The organism is Paenibacillus sp. CMAA1364 (genome assembly GCF_054373195.1).
In genome coordinates, this window is the sequence record NZ_JBITNB010000003.1 from 34,559 (window position 1) to 55,853 (window position 21,295).

Here is a 21,295-nt window from a genome sequence, read left to right on the forward strand (position 1 = left end):
AACCGTTATGGTAAAGAAGATGAGGTGATGACCGTGACGATTCAGTGGTTCCCAGGTCATATGACCAGAGCGCGCCGCCAAATTCAAGAAAACTTAAAGTTAATCGATGCGGTAATTGAGTTGGTAGATGCACGTCTTCCACTCTCTAGCCGTAATCCGATGATTGATGAAATTCTTCAAGGTAAACCAAGACTCATTGTTTTGAACAAAGCAGATTTAGCAGATGGAGAAGTAACAAGAGAATGGTTGGATTTCTTCAAAAAACAAGGACATGTGGCATTTCCTTTGGATGCATCGACAGGAACTGGCATAAAGGAAATTCCGACACAGCTTAAATTATTGCTCAAAGCAAAAATTGATAAGCAGATTTCAAAAGGAATCAATCCAAGAGCAATTCGCGCCCTTATTGTGGGTATTCCCAACGTGGGTAAATCTACATTAATCAATCGACTTGCTGGACGGAGTGTTGCCTTGACGGGTGATCGTCCTGGCGTAACCAAAGGACAACAATGGATTAAAGTAGGCAAAGAAATGGAACTACTGGATACACCGGGAATTCTATGGCCTAAATTCGAAGACATGAATGTAGGATATCGATTGGCTGTGACTGGAGCAATTAAAGAAGAAACGCTCAATGTAGAGGACGTCGCATTTTTTGGCTTGAAATATATTGCTAAATATTATTGGGCACCTCTTAAAGATCGTTTTGAGCTTGAGAGCGATCAACCGACCGATTACGATGATCCGGATCAGATTGTTGCGATTATGGAGGAAGTTGGTCGTAAACGTGGCTGTATTGTCAGTGGCGGAAAAGTCGATTTAGAGAAATCTTGCCGGATCATATTACGTGAACTTCGTGCTGGTAAATTAGGTCGGATATCGATGGAAGCACCTTATTAATATGACACGTTAAGCCACCGATATTTCGGTGGTTTTTTGAATAGATGGAGGAATACGATGAATAAGTCGAATGAAACGGTCTTAGATCTGTTAAGATACGAGACCTATTACACAGAGCAATCTTATGAACATATTGCTGGGGTTGATGAAGTGGGACGTGGTTGCTTATTTGGAGATGTGATCGCAGCAGCAGTGATTCTTCCGCAAGGACTTCGTCTAGAGGGTGTTAATGATTCGAAGAAATTAAGTGCTAAGAAGCGCGACGTTCTATATGATCTCATCATGGAGAAAGCATTGGCGGTTGGTATGGGATATGTGGATTCCCAAACAATCGATCGTATAAATATTAAACAAGCATCCCGGCTTGCTATGAAGAAAGCACTCGAAGGATTATCCCTTATCCCTAATTTTGTGCTAGTAGATGCAGAAGAAATAGACACCGAGATTCCTCAACTTGCGATTGTCAAAGGGGATGCGAATAGTCTATCCATTGCTGCCGCATCTATCATTGCTAAGGTTACGCGGGATCGTCTATGTGAAGGAACTTGGGATGAGATGTACCCTGACTACGGGATAGCTATTCATAAGGGATATGCAACCAAATTACACAGAGCGCAAATTATAGACTTAGGTGCTACACCTATGCATCGTCGTAGCTTTCTTGGGAATATTGAAGCGCAGAGACGTACCTTACGATGAAAAGAAGTGCTCAACCGATAAGGGATATGTACCGATATAGATAGAAAGAGCGATTTGAAAACGGAGGAATCCATGTGAATATCGGATCATTAATTCGCGGTTTACTTGGTGAACAAAAGCCAGGGGAATTCAAACAACTAGATGTAAAAGAAGGACAGGTCGTACGTGGAGTTGTTCTAAGTGTCTCAGATAGCGGTAAGGAAGCTGAGATTCAAATTCAAGGTGTCAAAGTGCATGCTAAGCTTGAAACACCAGTGCAACAAGGACAAGCGACATTGTTACAGGTACAAGCACCGGATGAAGATGGTTTGATGGTTCTTAAGCCACTTGCTGAATCTCCCTATTCAAATATTTCTGCCAAGACAATGGCAGATGTATTAAAAACGGTTGGTCTGACGGATACGAATGCAAATCGTGAGATGCTCCAAACACTTCAAGCTAGTGGTGTTCCCTTAACGAAGGAGAATGTAGCCTTATTTAAGTCTATTCTGATGGAGAAGCCAGTAGGTGTATCCACAGAGAAGTGGCTTCAATCCGCTGCCATCGCATTTCAGCGGGGGCTACCGATGACAGGCGAGAGTGTCAGAGGGTTGCAACAAGCGGTATTCGGTCCACCCTTACATCAATTGTTATTGGGGTTGAGTGAACAGCTAACGTCGTTCACAACCAATGCTGGTGCTGGGGTTGCGTCACAGACGATGATTACTTCGCAAGCACAAGTAGCAACAGGCGCGCTCGCCATGCAAGCGAGTCCAGATGTAGCGAATGGCACAGGTATGCAAGCGACGCAAGGCAATCAAGCGCAGACGGGCAATCCGGCCGTCACGGTAGGAACGGCGTCATCTCAAGGTAATGCTACCGCATCGACAGCGACTGGTAATGGTGCGCCAGGAGCACCTACACAAGGTGGCGTTACACCTTCGGTCATCACGTCATCGCCCTTGCAACCGCTTATTGCGAAGTTGCAAGATATCCTGCAGCAGCTTCGCGGTACGCAGCTGCCTACAGCCCCTCCATCGGCGCCAAGCGCGATGGGGAGCGGACAACCCGTCACAGCTACGCTAAGTGACGGAATGACTGCCGGCGCGTCAATGCCGCCGGCAAGTGCGCAAGCTACATCCCGTGCGGATGTAGCCGGGGTATTGCCGCCGCTTACGCAGGCGGCAACGATGGGCGAAGCGCCCGCAGGGGCTTCGCTACGTCCTGCCCCTACCCAAGGCGAAGCCTCTTGGGTAGGGCAGATGTTGAAGTTGCTCGGTGCGGAGCACGAGCAACATGCTGTGCGCGGTGGCGCAACGCCACAAGCGGCGCAAGCGCAAGCTGGGAACGCCCAGCAAGCCAGTGCAACGGCACCCCCGACCCCGACATTGGCACAGCAGAATGTCGTTGCTAATCAGGGTGTGCCTGTAGCGGCTCAACAGTCTAATGCAGCAACGACAGTTGCGTCAGCTAATGTACCGGTTACAGCACAACAACAGGTGACACAAGAGACAAGTGTTCTTACAGGTACACAAGCGAATGGAACTAGTATTATACCAGAAGGTATAAGAAGTTCTGTCACACCTCAAATGAGTGTGGCTTCGAATTTGTTGAATCCAGAAGTGGGCGTGATGAGCCACGAATCTTTAAAAGGTACGCTTCTTCAAATGTTAGACATGAAGGACCTTCCTCCGGCATTGAAGGAAGCTGCACAGCAATTAGTTCAACATATGACCGGACAGCAGTTATTATTAAATACGGACCGTACTGCACCTTTTGCACAAGTGACAATGTTCATCCCATTGAACGGACAGGATGGAGAAGAGACCGCATCGGTTCATATCCAGTCTCGTCGGGGTAAAAAGGGCGAGTTGGATGCATCCAATTGCCGTCTATGGTTCGATCTGGACATGAAACATCTAGGGTCAACGCTTATAGATGTACAGGTAGTTGACAAGATTGTTAGCTTAAAAGTTCATAATGATCATGAATGGATGACGACACTCATCGAGGGTCGTCGCGATGAAATAGCTCAAGCCATACATGCGATAGGATATCAGTTATTCACTTTAAAAACAGAACCACTACCGCAACCAACAGTTGCAGCTGTATCTAGCAAACAAGGTAGTGTGACTTCAGAGTATGCACCTCCAATATACAAAGGGGTGGATATGTTTATATGAAAGAGCTGTCTAAAGAGGAACTTGAACTCTCTAAGAAGAAAGCTGTTGCCCTTAAATATTCTCCTGGTGAGAGTGAGGCTCCGATGGTCGTGGCGAAAGGCCGAGGACGACTTGCAGAGACAATTCTAGAGCGAGCGAAAGAACATGGTGTTCCCGTTCAAGAAGACGCTGCATTGGTTGAAGTACTATCTCAATTGGATCTGGATCAACAAATTCCAACCGAGTTGTATCAGCTTGTGGCGGAAGTGCTCTCCTATATTTATCGTACAGATGGCTTAGCTAGGGAAGGAAGATTCCCAAGATGAACTCAGAGCCTCTTAAGAAAGATACACGCAAGCAGAAGGGTGCAGCAGGTGAGGAACATGCTGCAATCTACCTAGAAGAGCAAGGGTATAAAATTGTGGATCGAAATTGGCGATGTCGAAGTGGTGAAATAGACATAGTGGCCCGCAAGGAGGATAGTTTAATTATTGTAGAGGTGCGAAGCCAAAGTGGACGCTCCAGATTTGGAATTCCAGCTGAATCAGTGAATACACGTAAGATAAATCAGGTACGTCAAACAACGGAAGTCTATTTGTTGTACAAAAAGATGAATATTGCATCGGTTAGGGTGAGATTTGACGTGATAGCGATCATTCTAAATGCTGACATGACATTATATAACCTGGAACATATTACGGACGCTTTTTAATGATTAGACCATCACAAGATTAATCTAAATGTAGGAGTGGTTTAGATGACAAACTTACCAAGGGTATTCTTATGGATATAAATAGGGGCTGTGTCGTACCTTTATCATAAGTCTTATAGGTGTGATAGGTTTTGCAATAATTGCTATTATGATAGGCAAACAAATGATTGTAAAGTTCGATAATGGCATAAGCACAGTTATTCAGGGATTCGAATCATCCGTGCTTACACTAATTATGGGGCTTTTTTCATTTATCGGAGCGTGGCTTCCGGTGGGCATTATCTCCCTTGCGACCATATTCGTTCTTTATAGCGTGTTGAAATTTCGTATGGAATTAGTGTTCTTTACTTTAGTTATGATGGGTTCATTGTGTTTGAATGTCTTGTTGAAGTTGGTATTTCAACGTGAACGCCCCAATTTACGTGTCATAGCTGAAGCTAGTGGGTATAGCTTTCCAAGTGGACATACCATGGCGGCATTTACTTTATATGGTCTAATATGCTTTTTACTCTGGAAACATACGACAAGTGCAAGAGGGCGAGTCATCTTGTTGCTATTTGTTTCTATGATGATCGCAGGTATTGGCATTAGTCGAATTTATTTGGGAGTCCATTACCCAAGCGATGTGCTAGGAGCACTTTTTGCAAGTGGCACTTGGTTAGCCATTTCCATTGGGATATATCAAAGGATTCTAGAGAAGCGTGCTCCCAAAGTTTGCTGAATCAAGTTAAGCGGTGGTTGTTGCTATGAATACGATAAATGACAAATAAAAGTCCAATGAACATCATTGTTATTGGACTTTTTTAATATTAACTTTTCAAAATACAATCGGTTTTAAAATCATGAAAATGAACAATATAATACCAAAGAATGAAGCGATATAAGATAGATTAGATGATTTTTTAAGTGATAAGATTTGTTCGTTATTCAGTTTTGTGTTCTGATCGTAAGCGGGATCAAAGACTAATACAGTCAGTTTGGCAGTAGCCGGTGCTAATAAAGCGATGGCGATAAACTGAATAATAAAGTAATCAATTAGTGAACCAAACTGCCAAAGTACCATGAAATCGCCATAAGTATCAGTAACAAGAATTAAAGTAATTCCGGATAGCAAGGCAATACTACCCCCTATTTTAGGGAAAAGATTGACGGCATTAATTACGCTCAAAGAAGCGCGAAGTTGAGAAAGGTTTTGATTTTTACGTAGTAAGTAGTGGCCGAAAAACGTCGGACCAACACCAATAATTGCAGAAAGCACATGTATAAGAACGAGTAAAGATAACCAAGACATGTAAGATATCCTCCTTTATAGAGATTTATATTTCCCAGAAATATGAAGGCATCTTCCGGAACATCATAGGAGAGGATATGTTAAATTGTATTGGAAGATGACAAATACCTGATTAGATCATCTTCTAGCACTGGTGCTTACTAAGTTCTATAGAATTGAATTCATAGATATATCATTTTACTTCCTCTGCATGATTCTGTTGCAGATCCAAATTCCGATATTGAATGGCTTCTGCGACATGCGAAGATTCGATGCTATCTTTGCCATCGAGATCTGCAATCGTCCTCGCTAATTTTAGAATCCTGTCATATGCTCGCATGCTGAGACCGAGAGCCTCCAACGTTTCTTGTAGCATCGTTGCCGTATCTGGCGAGAGCGCTACGAAGTTACGAAGATGTCTCCCCCCTAATTCACTATTGTAGGAGAAGGGTAAGTGGCTGTAGCGTCGTTGTTGGATACGATGTGCTAACATGACTCGTTCTCTCATTTCTTCCGAAGATAGACTAGAGGTCTCTTTGGTCCACTCTTTGGGCCGAGGAACATCGACTTGAAGGTCAATTCTATCTAATAACGGACCGGATATTTTGGTGCGATAGTGGGTGATACGTGTGCTACTGCAAGTACAACGATGCTCTGGATGATCGCTTCCGAGATAGCCGCACGGACAGGGATTCATGGAAGCGCATAACATGAAGTGTGCTGGAAAAGTATGTACTGCGCGAGCACGACTAATCGTTACTGCACGGTCTTCCAAAGGTTGGCGTAATACCTCTAATACATTACGAGAGAACTCAGGTAGTTCATCTAGAAATAAAATTCCGCGATGGGCAAGGCTAACTTCACCTGGTTTAGGGATAGTGCCGCCTCCAATAAGGCCACCTGCGGAAATAGTATGGTGTGGTGATCGGAAGGGGCGCTGTTTCAGCAAGCCTGTGGTTGGTTCTTTTAATTTACCAGCAGCACTGAATATTTTAGTCGTCTCTAGAGCTTCTTGTTCGGTTAAAGCAGGCAGAATGGTAGGTAAACGTTTGATAAGCATCGTTTTACCAGTACCAGGAGGACCAATAAGTATAATATTATGCATACCAGCCGCAGCAATGGTCAGTGCTCGCTTTACGTGTTGTTGTCCTAATACATCACTATAATCCTCATAACTAACAGCGCGAATAGAAGAAGCTGATAATATAGGTTTAGTGGGCAAAGATTTGTGGAGAAAGTCCAGTGAATGAAGAATGACCGGAGGATCGGATTCCTTTCTTGTACCCTTGGTTAGAATCCCATTAGGATACAACAATTCTCTAAGGTGTCCTAGACTAAAGACCTTCATATCTTTGATTAAATCTGCCTCGGCAGCATTCTCTTCGGGTAATAGAACCGCATTAAATCCCTCTTGTTTCGCTCGATCTACCATAGATAGAACACCGGACACCGGCCTCAAAGTCCCATCTAATGCAAGCTCACCGATCATCAGTAATCGGATTTCAGAAGGCAGAATAACTTGAGCGCTGGTTACTAGAATAGCTAGTGCAATAGCTAAATCGAATGCGGAACCTTCTTTGCGCAGGTCTGCGGGAGCTAAATTGATCGTAACCCGTTGCATTGGAAAGCGAAACCCACAATTTTTGATGGATGCACGAACGCGTTCCACCGCTTCTCGGATCGCCGAGTCTGGAAGCCCGATAATTGCAGTCTGAGGTAGCCCATTGGAGATATCCACTTCCACTTGAATGATGACACCATCAATTCCGAACAAACAGGCACTATGCGTTTTTCCATACATAAAAAAACCCCTCTTCTATTTAATAGATACAATGTAGAATGTATACCTATTTAGAAAAAAGGTGCTTCCTTTTTCTTGAACTTTTAATTATTTAAATCTTAATAGGAGTAGAAGATTTTGTCAAATTAAAGCCCCATAATGCTAATGTTTTCTAATCAATCACAAAAAGGGATGAAACCAATATCAAAAGAGTGTCTATTGAAATTGCTTTTATTAAGGAAAGCGTTTTAAAAACATGTTACAATGAGTTTGGTTTATAAATATTTCCAATAAAATATAGAAAGTAACTATTAAATAGGTACGTTTTTATATTTTATTAGAAATGGATGCGCTCTCTTTTATGAGATGTTTATCCATTATAATTGGAAATCACGACTTTTTTCAGCAATGTTGATAGGAGGATTTGTTAATGAATATCCATGAATATCAAGGAAAGCAAGTGTTGAAACAGTATGGTATCTCTGTTCCCAATGGGAAAGTGGCCTACTCCGTAGAAGAAGCTGTAGAAGCTGCAATTTCTTTAGGTAGCTCAGTAGTCGTCGTAAAGGCGCAGATTCATGCTGGAGGTCGTGGGAAAGCCGGCGGTGTTAAGGTTGCTAAGAACCTAGATGAAGTTCGTACATATGCGGAGGAGATCTTAGGTAAAGTATTAGTCACTCATCAGACTGGACCGTCTGGTAAAGAAGTGAAACGTCTTCTGATTGAAGAAGGCTGCGATATCCGTAAAGAATATTATGTGGGTGTTGTCGTCGATCGTGCTACGGGACGAGTGGTCATGATGGCATCAGAAGAAGGCGGCACAGAAATTGAAGAAGTCGCTGAGACCAACCCGGAGAAAATTTTTAAAGAAATTATTGATCCTGCTATAGGTTTACAAATGTTTCAAGCTCGCAAATTAGCATACGCTATTAACATTCCGAATGAGTTAGTAAATAAGGCTGCTAAATTTATGATGGGATTGTACAATGCCTTCATCGATAAAGATTGCTCCACAGCCGAGATCAATCCGTTAGTCATCACAGGTGATGGTGATGTTATTGCTCTAGATGCGAAGCTTAATTTCGATTCCAATGCATTATATCGTCATAAAGACATTCAAGAACTTCGTGATTTGGACGAAGAAGATTTGAAGGAGATTGAAGCATCTAAATACGATCTAAGCTATATTGCCTTGGATGGTAATATCGGTTGTATGGTAAATGGTGCTGGCCTTGCCATGGCGACGATGGATATTATTAAGTATTACGGTGGAGACCCTGCTAACTTCCTAGATGTAGGGGGCGGTGCGACAACGGAGAAAGTAACGGAAGCCTTCAAAATCATCATTTCTGATGAAAAAGTAAAAGGCATATTCATAAATATCTTTGGTGGAATTATGCGTTGCGACATCATTGCAAATGGTGTTGTAGAAGCAGCTAAACAACTGGAATTAACACGTCCTCTCGTTGTTCGTTTAGAAGGAACGAATGTTGATCTAGGAAAGAAAATTCTAGCTGAATCAGGTCTTAATATTGTAACAGCTGATTCGATGGCAGATGGTGCTCAAAAGATTGTCTCGCTCGTACAATAATCACTATTTAAATCGATAGGGGATGTGAAGTAACCGTGAGCATTTTAGTCGATAAACATACCAAAGTTATTACGCAAGGAATTACTGGTGCGACAGGATTGTTCCATGCGCAAGGCGCATTGGAATATGGTACACAAATGGTAGGTGGCGTGACGCCAGGCAAAGGTGGTACAAATGTAGATATTACATTGGAGAATGGAGAAACAATTCGTTTACCAGTCTACAATACCGTTGTTGAAGCGAAAAAGGCAACGGGTGCGACCGCAAGCGTGATTTATGTTCCACCAGCTTTCGCTGCAGACTCGATCCTTGAAGCGATTGATGCAGAGTTGGAACTGGTTATCTGTATTACAGAAGGTATTCCTGTATTAGATATGATCAAAGTCTCTCGCTATCTAGAAGGTAAAAAGACAGTGCTTATCGGACCTAACTGTCCGGGGGTCATTACACCGGGTGAATGTAAAATTGGGATTATGCCTGGTTATATACATCTACCTGGACACGTTGGTGTCGTATCTAGAAGTGGAACGTTAACCTATGAAGCTGTTCATCAATTGACAACACGTGATATCGGTCAATCATCAGCTGTAGGAATTGGCGGAGACCCTGTGAAGGGATCTGAATTCATTGATATTCTAACGCTGTTCAACAACGATCCAGATACGTATGCGGTTATCATGATAGGTGAAATCGGTGGAACGGCAGAAGAAGAAGCTGCAGAATGGATTCGTGAGAATATGACGAAACCTGTCGTTGGTTTCATCGGAGGTGTTACAGCTCCTCCAGGAAAAAGAATGGGACACGCAGGTGCAATTATCTCTGGTGGTAAGGGAACAGCAGAAGAAAAGATTGCTAAACTCGAAGAATGTGGAATTAGAGTCTCTCCTACACCGGCAGAGATGGGTTCTACACTTATAAGTGTATTGGAAGAACGCGGTATTCTGGATCAATGTAAATCACGTTAAGAGAATATACAATATCGAACCTTTACTAGGTAAGCAACCTTTTTATTCCTCTTCAGGAATGAGAAGGTTGCTTTTTTATGTTGAAATACGTCTATAGCCATCGCAGATTAATTATTCTTACTATTATAAGGAGGATTATATGAGAAACGAAGAAGAGCGTAACATGTTAATCGCTTTGCATGAACTGGGGGGCATTGGATGGAAGACGATAGATCGTGTGATGAAAATTAAAAGACTATCATATCAAATGATAGACTATAGTATACAAGATTGGGAGAAAGCTGGGTTGCCTACAGATAAGGCTAAAATGATTAATGTACAATTATCATACGAACGCATTGAGAAGCGCGATCATGATAGAAGTCTACGAGGAATTGAAGTCATCACGATTTTTGACGCGCAGTACCCACCGTTATTAAAGGAAGCTTATCAACCACCGTGGGTGTTATATTGTCTAGGTCAACATATCTTACTTCAAACACTAAGTGTGGCGATGGTAGGCACAAGAATTCCAACAGCATATGGACGTAGGGTGGGTGCTGTGCTCGCAGAAGAGCTCTGCAATGCAGGCATCACCGTTATTAGTGGTTTAGCCAAGGGCATAGACACGGTATGCCATGAAGCGTCACTGACATGTGGCGGAAAGACGATCGCAGTCATGGGGACAGGCATGGATATGATATATCCAGCAGAGAATAGATCGCTATTTGATCAGATTGTTAAAAAAGGATTGGTAGTGACAGAATATCCACTTGGTACACCATCGCATCCCGGATTATTTCCTCAGCGCAATCGGATCATTGCTGCATTAACTGTGGGAACGGTGGTAGTTGAAGCAGATATTCGAAGTGGATCATTAATTACAGCAGATGCCGCTATGAATGCTGGAAGGGATGTTTATGCTGTTCCGGGACCTGTAACGTCTCCTAAAAGTAAAGGCGCTCTTAATTTAATTAAGCAAGGTGCAAAGATGGTTACATGTGGACAGGATATAATTGAAGAATATGAATCTCAACTATTGAAACAGTCAAATGATGAGATGGAAATAAAGGGACTTCGAGAAATAAAAGTGTCGGGTTTTGCAAAAGATGATTTGACAACAGATGAGGTTGAACTATACCATATACTCGAGCAGGGTCCTTTCACAGTGGATGAATTGTTACTGCATAGTCATTGGGTTTTTGGACATTTGCATTCAGTTCTGTTATCTTTAATCATAAAAAAGCAGATTATTCAATTACCTGGTGCAATATATAAGATTATATAATGAAGCTAAATGAGAAGTAGAACGTGTAATTGTTGGAGAGGGGATGACCTAATGGCAGCTGATTCACTAGTTATCGTAGAGTCGCCAGCTAAGGCGAAAACGATAGGAAAATATTTAGGTAGTAAATATATCGTGAAGGCATCTATGGGACACGTGAGAGATTTACCCAAAAGCCAAATTGGTGTTGATGTTGAGGATAACTTCAATCCTAAATATATTACGATTAGAGGCAAAGGTTCTATATTAAAAGAATTAAAAGATGCTAGAAAAAAAGTTAAATATGTCTATCTAGCAGCTGACCCGGATCGTGAAGGGGAAGCTATAGCTTGGCATTTAGCCCAGGCACTTGATGTTGATCTTACGGGAGATTGTCGGGTTGTATTTAACGAGATTACCAAACAGGCTGTGAAAGATGCATTTAAAACACCACGTAAAATTAATATGGATTTAGTAAATGCACAACAAGCTCGTAGAATTCTTGATCGATTGGTTGGTTACAAAATCAGCCCCCTATTATGGAAGAAAGTCAAAAAGGGTCTATCAGCAGGTCGAGTACAATCCGTTGCAGTTAAGATTATTCTTGATCGTGAGAATGAGATTGATGCATTTACTCCAGAAGAATATTGGAGCATAACGGCACAACTAGCTAAAGGTGATACAATATTTGAAGCGAAATTCCATCGAATTCACGGTGAGAAGAAGGTATTATCATGTGAAGCGGACGTACAAGAAGTCATGAAGCAAATAAAAGGCGCCTCATACAAAGTTAGTGAAGTGAAAGAGAAAGAGCGTCAGCGGCATCCGTCAGCTCCTTTTACGACAAGTTCACTACAGCAAGAGGCTGCAAGAAAGCTTAATTTCCGAGCTGCAAAGACGATGTCTGTTGCGCAACAACTTTATGAAGGTGTTGAATTAGGGAAAGAAGGTACAGTCGGACTTATTACTTATATGCGTACAGACTCTACAAGAATTGCGGGTTCTGCAGCTGAAGAAATCAAAGAGTTAATCGGTAATAAATACGGAGCAGATTTCGTGCCAGAAACACCACGTCAATTCTCTAAAAAAGCTGCTAATGCGCAAGATGCACACGAAGCGGTTCGACCAACCTCTATTCTTAGAGAGCCAGAAAGTGTTAAGCCTTATTTAAGTCGTGACCAATTAAGACTGTATAAGTTGGTGTGGGAGCGGGCGATTGCAAGTCAGATGGCTTCAGCAATGCTAGATACACTGTCTATTGATATATCAGCAGGGGAAGCTACGTTCCGCGCAGTCGGTTCCAAGGTGAGATTCCCTGGGTTTATGAAGGTGTACGTGGAAGGCAATGACGATGGTACTACGGATGATGAGAAGTTTCTTCCGACTCTTGCAGTGGGTAACAAGCTGACTAAGAAAGAGGTTGAACCGAAGCAACATTTCACACAACCACCCCCACGTTATACGGAAGCACGTCTTGTGAAGACGCTGGAAGAGCTAGGTATAGGGCGTCCGAGTACATATGCCCCTACTTTGGAGACTATTCAAAAACGTGGTTACATCGCGATGGAAGAAAAGAAGTTTATGCCAACCGAGCTAGGTGAATTGGTGCTTGAGCAGATGGAACAGTTCTTCCCAGAAATTCTGGATGTAGAATTTACCGCACATATGGAAAATGATTTGGACCTTGTGGGTGAAGGCACAGAAGATTGGGTTAAAGTACTTGATCAATTCTACCAATCTTTTGAGAAAAGACTTATCGTAGCTGAAGAAGAAATGAAAGAAATTGAAATAGAAGATGAAGTGTCAGATGAGATATGCGAAAAGTGTGGTAAATTCCTCGTATATAAAATGGGTCGATTCGGTAAATTCTTGGCTTGCTCAGGATTTCCAGATTGTAGAACGACGAAACCAATCGTTAAGGATATCGGCATAAGCTGTCCTACATGTAAAGAAGGGCATGTCGTAGAAAGACGTAGTAAGAAAGGACGCATATTCTTCGGATGTGATAAATATCCAGAATGTGATTATGTGTCATGGGATCGACCTTCACTGAAGCCGTGCCCGAAATGTGATTCATTAATGATAGAGAAACGTAATAAACAAGGAAATAAACTTCAATGTACAGTGTGTGATCATGTGGAATTAGTTGAAGACAACGATGATGTTACAGATTGATAATTAGCAGGAGGTCGTGAAGTTGAAAGAACCACAAAGAGTAACGGTAATAGGTGCTGGACTAGCGGGAAGTGAAGCGGCTTGGCAAATAGCAAGTCGTGGTGTACCTGTTACGTTATATGAGATGCGCCCTGTTGTAAAAACGCCTGCACATCATACGAATCAGTTCGCAGAATTAGTGTGTAGTAATTCATTACGGTCAAATGGCTTAAGTAATGCGGTAGGTGTTCTAAAAGAAGAAATGAGAATGATGAATTCATTAGTGATCGGATCAGCAGATCGAAATGCTGTGCCTGCAGGCGGTGCGCTTGCAGTAGATCGTGATGGCTTCTCTGGTGAAATTACAAATACTCTTCATCAACATCCATTGATTGATGTCATTAATGAAGAAATTACACATATACCTGAAACGGAGATCACTGTCATTGCGACAGGTCCTCTTACTTCCCCAGCACTATCGAATGAGATTAGAAAGTTAATGGGAGAAGAGTATTTCTATTTCTATGATGCTGCTGCTCCAATTATAGAGAAAGACTCCATCGATATGAATAAAGTATATTTGGCCTCGCGTTATGATAAAGGAGAAGCTGCGTACTTAAACTGTCCTATGAATGAAGAAGAATTTAATGCGTTTTATGACGCATTAATTACTGCTGAAGTGGCTGAACTTAAAGAATTTGAGAAAGAGATATATTTCGATGGTTGTATGCCTATTGAAGTTATGATGAGCCGTGGTAGACAGACGGCGCTGTTTGGTCCAATGAAACCTGTAGGTTTGGTGAATCCACATACAGGAACTCTTCCATATGCGGTAGTTCAACTACGACAGGATAATGCTGCAGGTACATTATACAATTTGGTCGGATTCCAGACTCATCTTAAATGGGGCGAACAAAAGCGTGTGTTTAGCATGATTCCTGGCCTTGAAAATCTAGAGATTGTAAGATATGGCGTAATGCATCGTAATACATTTATTAATTCACCTAAGTTGCTTCAACCTACGTACCAGTTGAAGGATGATGCTAAGCTATTCTTTGCCGGTCAGATGACGGGTGTAGAAGGGTATGTTGAATCAGCTGCATCTGGACTTTTGGCAGGAATTAATGCAGCTAGAGTGGCCCTTGGTGAGGAATGTCTTATATTCCCTCCGACGAGCACACTAGGAAGCATGGCGCAGTATATTACGAATGCGGACACCAAACATTTTCAACCGATGAATGCTAATTTTGGGCTTCTACCTAGTCTAGAGAAGAAGATTCGTAACAAAAAGGAAAAGAACGAGGCTTTAGCTGAGCGAGCACTTGAAAGTATTCGTGTATTTAAGCAAGAGTCGGATGTAGATCAATAGGAGGTTATCGAATGGAACTATCCTTTCATGCGACAACGATTTGTGCAGTTCGACATGATGGTAAAGCGGCCATAGCTGGAGACGGCCAGGTCACCTTTGGCGAAAGTGTAATTATGAAGACAACAGCTAAAAAGGTTAGGCGCCTCTATCGTGGTCAAGTCATTGCAGGATTTGCTGGTTCTGTTGCTGATGCGATTACGCTATTCGAGAAATTCGAAGTAAAGCTTGAAGAACATCATGGTAATCTTCAAAGAGCAGCTGTTGAATTGGCAAAAGACTGGAGACAAGATCGTATTCTGCGTAAATTAGAGGCACTAATGATTGTCGTAGATAAAGAAGGCATGCTTCTTATTTCTGGCAACGGAGAAATCATTGAACCAGATGATGATGTGATTGCTATTGGTTCTGGTGGAAATTTTGCATTGGCAGCGGGTAGAGCGTTGAAGAAACATGCACCTCAACTTGAAGCTAAGGATATTGCAAGAGAAGCTTTGCAAATTGCATCTGAAATTTGTGTCTATACGAATGGGAATATTCTAGTGGAAGAATTGTAAACTAGATATGATATATAAATAAAAGGGTGGAGGAAACAATGATGATCAATGAATCTTTGACGCCCAGGCAAATTGTTAGTGAACTAGATAAGTATATTGTTGGACAAAAACAAGCTAAGAAATCTGTAGCTGTTGCACTACGCAATCGTTATAGACGTAATAAGCTGCCTGAACAAATACGAGATGAAATTGTTCCTAAGAATATTCTAATGATAGGTCCAACAGGAGTAGGTAAGACTGAAATTGCCAGACGACTTGCTAAGTTGGTAAATGCCCCCTTTGTAAAGATTGAAGCAACGAAGTTCACAGAAGTTGGATATGTTGGTCGTGATGTCGAATCCATGGTACGTGATTTAGTCGAAATCGCGATACGAATGGTCAAGTTAGAACGAACGGACAAGGTTCATGAGCAAGCAGTTGAGATGGCTAATGAGCGTATTATAGAGATTGTTGTTCCAACAACTAAGAGTAATAAGGGTCAGCGTAATCCTTTTGAAATGCTGTTTGGCGGAAATAACACCAATCAACAACCAGCGGCAGAAGAGAAAGAACCAGATCAAGACATTATAGAACGTAGAAGAAAAGTTAAATTCGATTTATTGTCTGGTAACCTAGAGAATGACTTGATTGAAGTGGATGTCGATGACACAAGTTCACCTATGATGGATCTATTTGCTGGTCAAGGTAACGAACAAATGGGAATGAATATGCAAGAAATGTTCGGTAGCATGCTCCCTAGAAAAACAAAGAAAAGAAAGCTTCGAATTAAAGAAGCTCGTGAAGTTCTGATTCAAGAGGAAGCAGCCAAGCTTATTGATATGGATGATGTGATTTCTGAATCTATACAGCGTGCAGAACAATCTGGCATCATCTTTATTGATGAAATTGATAAAGTGGCTAGTACGGGTAAAGGAAATGGACCAGATGTATCACGAGAAGGTGTTCAACGTGATATTCTTCCAATTGTTGAAGGTTCAACCATTATGACAAAGTATGGACCTGTAAAGACGGACTTTGTTCTGTTTATTGCTGCAGGTGCTTTTCATATGGCAAAGCCGTCAGATCTAATACCAGAACTACAAGGTCGTTTTCCTATACGTGTTGAATTAAACAGTTTAACACTGGAGGATTTTGTATGCATATTGACAGAGCCAGAGAATGCTTTGACGAAGCAATATGTACAGTTGTTAAAGACGGAAGATATCGAACTTCATTTCGAACCTGCGGCCATTCGTGTGATTGCTGAAATGGCTGCAACTGTGAATCAGAATACCGAGAATATCGGTGCTAGAAGGCTACATACGATTCTAGAAAAGCTGTTAGAGGATTTATCCTTTGAAGCTCCCGAATTAACGTTAGACAGCATGACAATTACTGCTGAGTATGTACGTGAAAAGTTATCTAATATAGCACAAGATCGTGATCTGAGTCAGTATATCTTATAAATGTAGAAGGGGGCTGTCCCATAAGTATATTTTCTACAAGCGAAGACCGGTTCTCTCCATTCTCAAAATAGTGTAAGTCAAAAAAGCAGCGATTCTCCCGTTATTGGAGGATCGCTGCTCTACGTTTTTGATCAATCGCAGCTTCCGAACGACTTTTTTTAGAGGTTTGTCTTTGGGTCTTTCTAATAGCTGAGCTTCAAGTTCCTGCGTTACTTGCTCGAGTATCTCATTGTTTATTTCGTTAGACTCGCCAAGTTCAGCGAGATCTTTACCTTGATGTTCGTGCTAATCTAGGTGTTCTCCGGCTTCGTTCGTGGCAAACAGAGTATGTACATTTTCTTGTAGTTTCATTTTATGATTGCTGACGGATTTAGCTCAAAAGAAAGTGTAGCGATTCGGATTGGCTTCGATCTTAGTGCCGTCCAAAAAGTAATGCTCGAGGGAAACGTATTTTTCTTCAGCTAGAAATTGAAGAACGGCAGTAAATACAGTTTTGAGAACATCCCGCATTCTTTCGGAACGGAAACGGTTGATGGTGCGAAAGTCTGGGCGTTGTCGCCCAGCCAACCAAATGAAGGGAATGTTCTCTCTAATCGACTTCGCAATTGGATGGGAGGAATAGATACGCTGAGTTAAAGATCGCATCGTCCAGCTGATTTACGGCTGCATTGACAAGTCGAAAGAGGTGATTCTCTGGAATGTCATCTTCTAAATTCATTGGCAGGCAAAGTTGGTCCATGGTATATTGAATGTATAAAGAAATCGCTCCTTTTGAAATGGTTGCTGGTACTTCCATTTTACCAAAAAGAGCGATTTTTTGTGTTGTTTTCGGTTGAAAAGTTGCAAAAGTCTGCTTAAAGTAGCGTAGAGGACGGAACGATTTCGTATAAGCGATAGCGGTCGCCTTGGTCTCCGAATTTCAACCGCTGAGCGGTTTTAATCCAAAAATTTGGAGATCACAGCGATTGGAGAAATGTTCCGTTCGCGGAGCGTCCTCTCAGACACCTTGTTTTCCTCTTACAAAAAACAAAAAGGGGTCCCTCCTAGCCATTTGCATGACTTATGGGACAGCCCCGTTTTATTTATGAAAATATTCAGAGTTTAGATAAATAAATTGTTCGATAATGATTTGATGTGGATACGTATAGAAATCAGTTTTTAAGTACATAGGCATTTAGAACTATTTATTATTACTCATTTTGAGAATGAAGTCTAATTCCCTCTTAATTTTATTGTGAAATATATCTAGTTAATGGTACTTATTTGTATAACTTCTAATTTAAACAGTGACAACAGCGCACATCTTTGACTATTATTCTAAAATAAAATATAAATTATAGAATAGTACCCCCATAAAAGAGAAAGATAGGGCTTTTATCTTATTGTAATAGTGTTAGATATTTAAGAAAATTAGCCTATACGACAAAAAGATCTAAAATAATACAAAGTGCTTAAAAAAAGCGACAATAGAATGAATTTTAAAGGAATCATGTCGAAATAAGAGGGTTTTTTACATTTGTGTAGAATAATATTATGTAAGTATATAGATTAAAATAAGAGTAGTAACCTAACGAAATGTACAAATCATATGATTTATATAAAGTATAACTTTTGAAAGAGGGGACAGGATTGAATCTGTTAAACGGTGTGACGTTCCAGAAGGTTCAGACAGCAATTGATGCTTCAAACACCAGACAGCAAGTGATTTCTAACAATATCGCTAATGCTGAGACACCTTATTTCAAACGATCTGAAGTGTCGTTTGAAAGCTTGTTGCAACAGAATATGAATGATGGCATGCCCAGATTAAAGGGGATTAGGACGGACATGCGCCATTTTGTGATTGGACCCGTATCAGGTGTTCCTTCACCAAAGGTTAGCCAAGATGAATCGACAGTCATGAACAATAATTTGAATAATGTCGATATTGAGCAAGAAATGTCTCTTTTGGCGGACAATCAACTTCGTTATAATTCTTACATAACACTGGTTAACCAACAAATCAAAATGATGCGTACAGCAGTGCAAGGGAGCTAGAGACAATGACCATAAGTAATAGTTTTGGAATAAGTGCATCTGCATTAACGGCCCAAAGACTTCGAATGGACATTATCTCTTCTAATATTGCCAATCAAGAAGCAACAAGAGCAAATGTTGTGAATGGTCAAGCAGTGCCTTATCGTCGAAAAATGGTAGTGTTTGCTCCAAATGAAACGAATTTTCCGAAAATGTTAGAAACACAAATGAACGGAAATTCTTCTAAAGGAATTGGTACTGGTGTTAGAGTGAAATCCATCGAGGAAGATCAAGCAGCCTTCAAACCTGTGTATAATCCAACACATGCTGATGCAAACGCAGAAGGATATGTTATGATGCCAAATGTTGATGTCGCTAAAGAAATGATCGATATGATAGCGGCTTCTCGTTCTTATGAAGCTAACATAACAGCGTTAAATGCTTCGAAATCCATGGTTATGAAAGCACTAGAGATCGGAAGATAACTCAAACATCTTAGCATGATCAAAAAGATTGGAGGGAAAACAATGATTACAAATACAATGTTTAATACCCAACAAGTTAAACCTCTTCAAATGATAAACAATAAAGTACAAGAGTCCACTACACCAATAGAATCTTTGAATAACTTCAGTGCGTTTTTAGAAAATGCCATACAAAGTGTTGCAGATCAAGAAACAAATGCTAATAGTATGGATGAAAAATTATTACTTGGACAAGTCAATGTAGATGAAGTCATGATTACAGCTGAACAAGCTTTATTAAGTCTGCAATTGACTGCACAGGTTCGTAACAAGGTGATTGAAGCGTATCAAGAAATTATGCGAATACAATTATAGAGAGTTATAGCTGAGCTTCGGGTGGGGTGACATTGTGAATGAGAAAATTAACGGGTATAAAGATAAAATTATCCAATTTTGGAATAATTTTAGTAAAAATCAAAAGATAATTTTTATTTCAACATTAGCATTAGTTATAGGATCGATCATTATTATTACGATGATGTTATCAAAAACGGAATATGAAGTAGCATTTAAAGATTTAAATGCATCAGATGCTGCGGGGATAATGACTCATTTAGAGGAAAGTAATATCGCTTATAAATTGAGTCCGGACGGAAAAAGTATTTCTGTACCAACTACACAGTCTGCACGTGCCAAAGTAGATGTTGGTTCCCAAGGAATTGTAGAGAATGGTTCTATTGGTTATAAAATCTTTGAACAAAGTTCTTCTACCATGGGGATGACGGATAGCGAATTTGACGTTAAATACAACAATGCATTGAATGGTGAAGTAGAACAATTATTGAAGAGAATGAGCGGAATTCAAGATGCAAAAGTGCTTATTAGCTTGCCAGAGTCAAGTGTCTTTGCAAGTACTGGTGATGAAGATAAAGCAACTGCTTCAGCAGTCCTACAGTTCAAGATGGGCTATCGGCCCAATCAAGAAGCAATTGATGGTTATTATAATTTAATGAAGACTGCCATTCCCAATCTTCCTGTTGAGAATATTACAATCTCAAATAATGAAGTTGAATTAGTATCAACAATCAAGGGTGGACAAGGTGTTGTAAACACAGCATTAGAAGCGAATTTTGCTCTTCAGAAGAGATTTGAGAATGAAGTGCGACAGAATGTGAAAAAATTCCTAACCCAATTTACAGGTGAAGGTAAGGTAGAAGTGCTCGTAGCATCTAAACTTAACTTCGACAAAATTGCTAGTAAAGAAAACATGGTTACACCTGTAAATGAAGAAGATATGAAAGGTATTGAAATAAGCGTTCAAAAGATATCTAAGAATTATTCTGGCAGCAATGAACAAGATAGTGGGGTGCCAGGAACCGGTCAAGAAGAAATTCCGGGATATCCAAGCAATAACGCTTCAGGCACTACAACGTCTGAAGAATTATCAGAGACAGTGAATTATGATGTTAATAGAATCACACGAGATATCATATCCAGTCCATATACTGTTAAAGACTTAACCATTAATGTAGCGGTTGAACCACCTACAGGAAAAAATAATTTAGATGATGTGACACAAGACGCGATTAAGAACGTTCTTGTCAATATTGTAAGAGCATCTGTAGCAGATTCTGGAATTATATATACAGACGCAGATCTAGATAAGAAAGTTTCGGTCTATTCGCAAAATTATAATGCCGTTGATGATGATGGCAAGGCAGGAATCAACCTTTCCGCTGGAATGTTATGGGGGATTGGTCTAGCAGTATTGGCACTATTGGCAGTAGGTGGGTACCTCATCTATCGCAGACGTAATCGGAATGAGGAATTTGAAGAAGATGTTCCATTACAAGTACCAACAGAGTTCCCTTCCATCAATATGGAAAGTATGACCAATGAAAGTCAAGTGCGTAAACAGCTCGAAACTCTGGCGAAAAAGAAACCAGACGAATTCGTCAACTTGCTGCGTACATGGCTGGCAGACGAATAGAG

The 21,295-nt window shown here is 40.9% G+C and carries 19 protein-coding genes and 1 pseudogene; 17 read left to right on the forward strand and 3 right to left on the reverse strand.

Going from position 1 to position 21,295, the window contains the following annotated elements:
* The first annotated feature begins 33 nt into the window (after positions 1-33).
* From ylqF to ACH8E3_RS03575, 6 genes are all read left to right on the forward strand, one after another.
* A complete protein-coding gene (gene ylqF, locus ACH8E3_RS03550) occupies positions 34-900 on the forward strand; it encodes a ribosome biogenesis GTPase YlqF (RefSeq protein WP_458631227.1) in 867 nt (288 codons plus the stop codon).
* A 57-nt stretch (positions 901-957) separates the two neighbouring features.
* Positions 958-1,599 carry a ribonuclease HII gene (locus ACH8E3_RS03555; protein WP_458631228.1) on the forward strand — a complete coding sequence of 214 codons (642 nt, stop codon included), beginning with the start codon at positions 958-960 and terminating at the stop codon, positions 1,597-1,599.
* Positions 1,600-1,673: 74 nt separating this feature from the next.
* Complete coding sequence (locus ACH8E3_RS03560) at positions 1,674-3,761, forward strand: hypothetical protein (protein WP_458631229.1); 2,088 nt, start codon at positions 1,674-1,676, stop codon at positions 3,759-3,761.
* A complete protein-coding gene (locus tag ACH8E3_RS03565; protein ID WP_458631230.1) occupies positions 3,758-4,066 on the forward strand; it encodes an EscU/YscU/HrcU family type III secretion system export apparatus switch protein in 309 nt (102 codons plus the stop codon). The genes ACH8E3_RS03560 and ACH8E3_RS03565 overlap by 4 nt, the downstream gene beginning before the upstream one ends.
* Positions 4,063-4,452, forward strand: a complete 390-nt coding sequence (locus ACH8E3_RS03570) for a YraN family protein (RefSeq protein ID WP_458631231.1) — start codon at positions 4,063-4,065, stop codon at positions 4,450-4,452. Before ACH8E3_RS03565 ends, ACH8E3_RS03570 begins: the two co-directional genes overlap by 4 nt.
* A gap of 163 nt (positions 4,453-4,615) precedes the next feature.
* Complete coding sequence (locus tag ACH8E3_RS03575; RefSeq protein WP_458631232.1) at positions 4,616-5,173, forward strand: phosphatase PAP2 family protein; 558 nt, start codon at positions 4,616-4,618, stop codon at positions 5,171-5,173.
* A 96-nt stretch (positions 5,174-5,269) separates the two neighbouring features.
* Here ACH8E3_RS03575 and ACH8E3_RS03580 read toward each other — a convergent pair whose 3' ends face one another.
* Together ACH8E3_RS03580 and ACH8E3_RS03585 are read right to left on the reverse strand one after the other, a co-directional pair.
* The gene (locus ACH8E3_RS03580) at positions 5,270-5,743 is read right to left on the reverse strand and encodes a DUF2269 family protein (RefSeq protein ID WP_458631233.1); all 474 of its coding nucleotides are present in this window, start codon (positions 5,741-5,743) and stop codon (positions 5,270-5,272) included.
* 172 nt (positions 5,744-5,915) lie between these two features.
* Positions 5,916-7,523, reverse strand: a complete 1,608-nt coding sequence (locus tag ACH8E3_RS03585; protein WP_458631234.1) for a YifB family Mg chelatase-like AAA ATPase — start codon at positions 7,521-7,523, stop codon at positions 5,916-5,918.
* A gap of 409 nt (positions 7,524-7,932) precedes the next feature.
* Here ACH8E3_RS03585 and sucC point away from each other — a divergent pair, with 409 nt between their 5' ends.
* The 7 genes from sucC to hslU all read left to right on the forward strand — a co-directional run bounded on the left by sucC (position 7,933) and on the right by hslU (position 16,823).
* Positions 7,933-9,093 (forward strand): ADP-forming succinate--CoA ligase subunit beta, encoded by a 1,161-nt coding sequence (sucC, locus tag ACH8E3_RS03590; protein WP_458631235.1) that lies wholly within the window; start codon positions 7,933-7,935, stop codon positions 9,091-9,093.
* 35 nt (positions 9,094-9,128) lie between these two features.
* Positions 9,129-10,058 (forward strand): succinate--CoA ligase subunit alpha, encoded by a 930-nt coding sequence (gene sucD / locus ACH8E3_RS03595; RefSeq protein WP_458631236.1) that lies wholly within the window; start codon positions 9,129-9,131, stop codon positions 10,056-10,058.
* Between the two features lie 139 nt (positions 10,059-10,197).
* Positions 10,198-11,325, forward strand: a complete 1,128-nt coding sequence (gene dprA, locus ACH8E3_RS03600) for a DNA-processing protein DprA (protein WP_458631237.1) — start codon at positions 10,198-10,200, stop codon at positions 11,323-11,325.
* 51 nt (positions 11,326-11,376) lie between these two features.
* Positions 11,377-13,476: a type I DNA topoisomerase gene (gene topA, locus ACH8E3_RS03605; RefSeq protein WP_458631238.1), complete on the forward strand. Its 2,100-nt coding sequence runs from the start codon at positions 11,377-11,379 to the stop codon at positions 13,474-13,476.
* Between the two features lie 22 nt (positions 13,477-13,498).
* A complete protein-coding gene (trmFO, locus tag ACH8E3_RS03610) occupies positions 13,499-14,824 on the forward strand; it encodes an FADH(2)-oxidizing methylenetetrahydrofolate--tRNA-(uracil(54)-C(5))-methyltransferase TrmFO (RefSeq protein ID WP_458631239.1) in 1,326 nt (441 codons plus the stop codon).
* Positions 14,825-14,835: 11 nt separating this feature from the next.
* Entirely contained in the window at positions 14,836-15,378 is a 543-nt protein-coding gene (gene hslV, locus ACH8E3_RS03615; protein ID WP_458631240.1) for an ATP-dependent protease subunit HslV, read from the forward strand.
* A 41-nt stretch (positions 15,379-15,419) separates the two neighbouring features.
* A complete protein-coding gene (gene hslU, locus ACH8E3_RS03620) occupies positions 15,420-16,823 on the forward strand; it encodes an ATP-dependent protease ATPase subunit HslU (protein WP_458631421.1) in 1,404 nt (467 codons plus the stop codon).
* Between the two features lie 135 nt (positions 16,824-16,958).
* Here the strand turns inward: hslU and ACH8E3_RS03625 are convergent.
* A pseudogene (locus ACH8E3_RS03625) lies at positions 16,959-17,619 on the reverse strand (transposase); the annotation flags it as partial.
* 833 nt (positions 17,620-18,452) lie between these two features.
* On the opposite strand from ACH8E3_RS03625, the gene flgB reads away from it, so the two are divergent.
* The 4 genes from flgB to fliF are packed head-to-tail and all read left to right on the forward strand — an operon-like array spanning position 18,453 to position 21,293.
* Positions 18,453-18,860 (forward strand): flagellar basal body rod protein FlgB, encoded by a 408-nt coding sequence (flgB, locus tag ACH8E3_RS03630; RefSeq protein WP_458631241.1) that lies wholly within the window; start codon positions 18,453-18,455, stop codon positions 18,858-18,860.
* A 5-nt stretch (positions 18,861-18,865) separates the two neighbouring features.
* Positions 18,866-19,324: a flagellar basal body rod protein FlgC gene (flgC, locus tag ACH8E3_RS03635; RefSeq protein WP_458631242.1), complete on the forward strand. Its 459-nt coding sequence runs from the start codon at positions 18,866-18,868 to the stop codon at positions 19,322-19,324.
* Positions 19,325-19,366: 42 nt separating this feature from the next.
* Positions 19,367-19,678, forward strand: a complete 312-nt coding sequence (gene fliE, locus ACH8E3_RS03640) for a flagellar hook-basal body complex protein FliE (protein ID WP_458631243.1) — start codon at positions 19,367-19,369, stop codon at positions 19,676-19,678.
* A gap of 34 nt (positions 19,679-19,712) precedes the next feature.
* Positions 19,713-21,293, forward strand: coding sequence for a flagellar basal-body MS-ring/collar protein FliF (gene fliF, locus ACH8E3_RS03645; RefSeq protein WP_458631244.1), 1,581 nt, complete (start codon positions 19,713-19,715; stop codon positions 21,291-21,293).
* Positions 21,294-21,295: the final 2 nt, after the last annotated feature.